The organism is Streptomyces sp. NPDC001027 (genome assembly GCF_040299045.1).
GTDB lineage: Bacteria > Actinomycetota > Actinomycetes > Streptomycetales > Streptomycetaceae > Streptomyces.
In genome coordinates this window covers 1-4366 of the sequence record NZ_JBEPBI010000416.1, presented here as the reverse complement: position 1 = coordinate 4366, position 4366 = coordinate 1, and the positions used below count along the sequence as shown (strand labels likewise).

4 protein-coding genes are annotated in these 4366 nt (G+C 71.6%); 2 read left to right on the top strand and 2 right to left on the bottom strand.

Annotated elements, in window-relative coordinates:
* Positions 1-139: 139 nt before the first annotated feature.
* Positions 140-1411: an APC family permease gene (locus ABT300_RS41890; protein WP_351687814.1), complete on the bottom strand. Its 1272-nt coding sequence runs from the start codon at positions 1409-1411 to the stop codon at positions 140-142.
* An 85-nt stretch (positions 1412-1496) separates the two neighbouring features.
* Here ABT300_RS41890 and ABT300_RS41885 point away from each other — a divergent pair, with 85 nt between their 5' ends.
* Entirely contained in the window at positions 1497-2288 is a 792-nt protein-coding gene (locus tag ABT300_RS41885) for an arsenate reductase/protein-tyrosine-phosphatase family protein (protein WP_351687811.1), read from the top strand.
* Between the two features lie 38 nt (positions 2289-2326).
* On the opposite strand, the gene ABT300_RS41880 is transcribed toward ABT300_RS41885, so the two are convergent.
* A complete protein-coding gene (locus ABT300_RS41880) occupies positions 2327-2701 on the bottom strand; it encodes a hypothetical protein (protein WP_351687808.1) in 375 nt (124 codons plus the stop codon).
* 684 nt (positions 2702-3385) lie between these two features.
* Between ABT300_RS41880 and ABT300_RS41875 the strand changes: the two genes are divergently transcribed.
* The gene (locus ABT300_RS41875) at positions 3386-4276 is read left to right on the top strand and encodes an alkaline phosphatase family protein (RefSeq protein ID WP_351687805.1); all 891 of its coding nucleotides are present in this window, start codon (positions 3386-3388) and stop codon (positions 4274-4276) included.
* Positions 4277-4366 lie beyond the last annotated feature (90 nt).

Genomic DNA, 4366 nt, shown 5'->3' with positions numbered 1-4366 from the left:
ACCCCCCAGGTCATCCGATCGACAGGGGGCAACAGTCATGCCGGGCCCGGAGGCCAGCGGCCCTGTTGCAGGACCGCGAAAAACATAACGGGGGGGAAGGGCCGCCCCTGTGCGTCGGTTCGCTTGCTCGGTGAGCGGTTCAGGACGCCCGACGGGCGGTGACGGCCCGGCGTGTCACGTAGGCGGCGATGCCTGCGGCGAGGACCGCGCTGCCCCATGCGACGGACGTGCCGGGCAGGGTGAAGGCCAGCAGCAGGCAGCCGGCGAGGCCCACCGCGGGGACGATGCGGGGCGGGCGGTTCTCGTCCGGCGTGAGCGTCCAGGCGGAGGCGTTGGCGACGGCGTAGTACACGAGGACGCCGAAGGAGGAGAAGCCGATCGCCCCGCGTACGTCGGTGGTGGCGGCCAGCAGCACGACGACGGCGCCCACCAGCAGTTCCGCGCGGTGCGGTACCTGGAAACGCGGATGGACGGCGGCCAGGACATGGGGCAGACGCCGGTCACGGGCCATGGCCAACGTGGTGCGGGAGACGCCCAGGATCAGGGCGAGCAGGGAGCCGAGCGCGGCGACGGCCGCCCCGGCCCGGACGACGGGCGCCAGCCGATCCGTCCCGGCGGCCCGCACCGCGTCCGTGAGCGGCGCGGCCGCCTCGCCGAGCGCGCGCGGGCCGAGCACCGTCAGAACGGCGACCGCCACGGTCGCGTAGACGGCCAGCGTGATGCCGAGAGCGAGCGGGATGGCGCGGGGGATGGTGCGCGCGGGATCGCGGACCTCCTCGCCGAGGGTGGCGATGCGGGCGTACCCGGCGAAGGCGAAGAACAGCAGGCCCGCGGCCTGCAGTACGCCGGTCACGGTGGCGTCGGAGCCGACGTCCAGCCGGCCCGCGTCCGCCGTCGACGAGGTGAGGCAGGCGACGGCGACCGCCGCCAGCACCGCGAGGACGACGGCGACGACGGCGCGGGTCAGCCACGCCGACTTCTGGATCCCGGCGTAGTTCACGGCGGTGAGCGCCACCACCGCGGCGACCGCCACGGCATGGGCGTGACCGGGCCACACATAGGAACCGACGGTCAGCGCCATCGCCGCGCAGGAGGCGGTCTTGCCGACCACGAAGGCCCAGCCCGCCAGGTAGCCCCAGAAGTCGCCGAGGCGTTCACGGCCGTAGACGTAGGCGCCGCCGGAGGCCGGGTAGCGGGCGGCCAGCCGGGCGGAGGACGTGGCGTTGCAGTACGCGACCACCGCGGCCGCCGCCAGAGCGACCAGCAGTCCGGAACCGGCCGCGCGGGCCGCCGGAGCGAGCGCCGCGAAGACGCCCGCGCCGATCATCGAGCCCAGTCCGATGAGGACGGCGTCCGCGACGCCGAGCCGCCGCTGCAGCTGGGGTGACACGGGCCCGGTGGGCTGGCTCATGACGTGCCTCCGTCTTCCGGCATGGAGGGTCGCAACTCCCGGAGGGCACGGTACATCAACATGGTTTGATGTATTTTCTTGAGTCATGAGGCCCTCTGGCGCTGCCGCCCCGGCGTTCGTACGGCTGGCCGCCCACCCGGTGCGGTGGAGGCTGCTGGCCGAACTGGCCGTCGGCGACTACCGGGTCCGCGAACTGGTGCTGAGGATCGGCCGGCCGCAGAACCTGGTCTCCTACCATCTGCGGCTGTTGCGCGGCGCGGGGCTGGTCACCGCCCGTCGCAGCAGTTTCGACGCCCGGGACGCCTACTACCACCTGGACCTGGAGCGATGTGCCGAGGCGCTCGCCGACGCCGGCGGCGCTCTGCACCCGGCGCTGGGCCTCGCCCCCGCCTCACCACTGCCGCAGCCCCCTCCGGCGGGCACGGCCAGACGCCCCGCCGTCCTGTTCGCCTGCACCGGCAACAGCGCCCGCTCGCCGATCGCCGAGGCGCTGCTGCGCCGGCGCGCCCACGGCCGGGTCGAGGTGACCAGCGCCGGAAGCCACCCCAAATCCCGTCTCCACGCCGACGTCGTGCACGTCCTGCGCGAGCAGTACGGCGTCGACGTCTCACAGCAGCGTCCGCGACACCTGGACGTGCTCCTCGGCCGCCGGTTCGACTACGTGATCAGCCTGTGCGACAAGGTCCGCGAGGTCTGCCCCGACTTCGTCGACGACCGGCCACGACTGGTCCACTGGAGCATCCCCGACCCGGCCGCCATCACCGGACCCGGCCCCGTCGGCCGCCCCGCATTCGCCCGCACGGCGGCGGAGATCGACACCCGCATCCGTCACCTGCTGCCCCTGCTCCTCCCCGCGCCCCGGGCGGTGGAGAAGTGAGCACCTCTCAGGTCGCCGCCCTGGCGCGGTGACCGCGCTCAGAGGGTCGGGAAGACCGCCGTGAAGAAGAACCACAGCAGTACGGCCCAGAAGACCGCCGCGGCCAGCGACACCAGCAGGGAGCTGCGCCACTTCAGCACCAGGAACGGGAAGATCGCCGGGAGGGCCCAGTGGCCGGCCACGTCGATCGACAGGCGGGCGGCCTGGCTGAGGGTCTGCGCGTGTCCCGCGGCGATACGCCGCAACAGCCGCTGGGAGACGAAACCGTACAGGCCGAAGACGATCGGGAAGAACCACAGCGGTGTGATCGTGACCAGTTCGGACTCGTCGAACTCGTCGAACATGACCAGATAGACGCAGACGGCTCCCAGCACGCCGACGACCAGGGCGCTCACGTAGAGCGCGGTCAGCACGGCCGGCTCCACCGGCCTGACCGGCGCCGGAACAGGGCCGGGCGGGAGCACGGGCGAGGCGTACGGGACATCGGCAGCCGGCGCCGAAACCACCTGGTGGCAATGGGGGCAACGGACGTTCTGCCCGGCACGGTCGGCCGGGGCCGCAATCAAGTGCCCGCATGAGGCATGGAATTGCATGTGCTGCTGATGGTTCACGTAGCCTTCCCTGTACCGCTCTCTCTTGCTGCTCGCCGGCCGGCGCAGCGACCATCGGCCGAACCGAGCTCCGACACGGTCGGGAACCCGCCCGACGGCATCCGGCGTGCGCCGACACGCGGCTCACGAACGAGTGTCTCCGCCGTCAGCCTCCCTGACATCGGTGAAAACACGTAGTCACGGACCACGGCCGGGCGTGCTCGGCTGAGGCCGCAGGTCGATCTCGGCTCCACGCCCTCGCCGTCGGTGTCGGACCTGCCTCCGTCGGTCGCGCGTGCCCGTGCCCTGCGAGCCCCCGGTGCTCGGCGGCGCCTGGAGGGCCGGCGCGCCGCAGGCGGACTTTTCCTGTGCGTGACCCGGGCCTGGGGCGGTCTTTGCCTGGCGGGGTCCACGGTTCGTCTGGCCTTCACCCGGGGGCGGTCCGAGGCCCCTAGTGTTGCGCCGCCGCCCCCTCGAACGTCCGTCGCTTCTGTCCGGAGGACAGTCATGGCCGCCGTCAAGGCTCCCCAGCGCAACCGACGTCGCCTCTCCGCACTCGCCGGAGCCGTCGCCCTCACCGCCGCCTCGATCGGACTGTGGACCTTCACGTCCACCACCGCCCAGGCCGCCGCCCTCCCGGCCCCCGACCACGTGGTGGTCGTGGTCATGGAGAACCACGCCTACTCGCAGGTCATCGGCAGCTCCAGCGCCCCGTACATCAACAACACCCTCAAGGCGGGTGGCGCTGACCTCACCCAGTCCTACGGCCTCACCCACCCCAGTGAGCCGAACTACTACATGCTCTTCTCGGGCTCCAACCAGGGCCGCACCGACGACAGTTGCGTCAGCGTCGGGTCCATGTCCGCGCCCAACCTCGGCTCCGAGCTGATCGCCGCGGGCAAGACGTGGAAGAGCTACAACGAGTCGCTGCCCAGCCAGGGCTCCACGACGTGCAGCAGCGGCAACTACGCGCAGAAGCACAACCCCTGGTTCGGCTTCTCCAACGTGCCGACCAACACCGCGCTGACCATGGCGCAGTTCCCCACCGACTACACGACCCTCCCCAAGGTCTCCTTCGTCGTCCCGAACCTGTGCAGCGACATGCACGACTGCTCGGTCTCCACGGGCGACACCTGGATCAAGAACAAACTGGGCGCCTACGCCACCTGGGCCAAGACCCACAACAGCATCCTCGCCGTCACCTTCGACGAGGACAACAAACTGTCGGGCAACCGCATCCCCACCGTCTTCTACGGCGAGCACGTCACCGCCGGCAGCTCCACGGCCACCACCTACAACCACTACAACATGCTGCGCACCCTGGAGGACCTGGCCGGTCTGTCCACGCACGCGGGCAACGCCGCGTCGGCGTCCGACATCACCGGCATCTGGAACTGACGCCCGTGTACCTCGCGGACTCCCGCAGCACGGATTCCGGCAGCGCCAAGGCCGCCGCCGTCCCGGCCACCGGTCGGGGGCGGCGGCCGG

Excerpts from the sequence above, each read along its gene's own strand:
- ABT300_RS41890 (WP_351687814.1), bottom strand. The coding sequence starts at position 1,411 with ATGAGCCAGCCCACCGGGCCCGTGTCACCCCAGCTGCAGCGGCGGCTC.
- ABT300_RS41885 (WP_351687811.1), top strand. The coding sequence starts at position 1,497 with ATGAGGCCCTCTGGCGCTGCCGCCCCGGCGTTCGTACGGCTGGCCGCC.
- ABT300_RS41875 (WP_351687805.1), top strand. The coding sequence starts at position 3,386 with ATGGCCGCCGTCAAGGCTCCCCAGCGCAACCGACGTCGCCTCTCCGCA.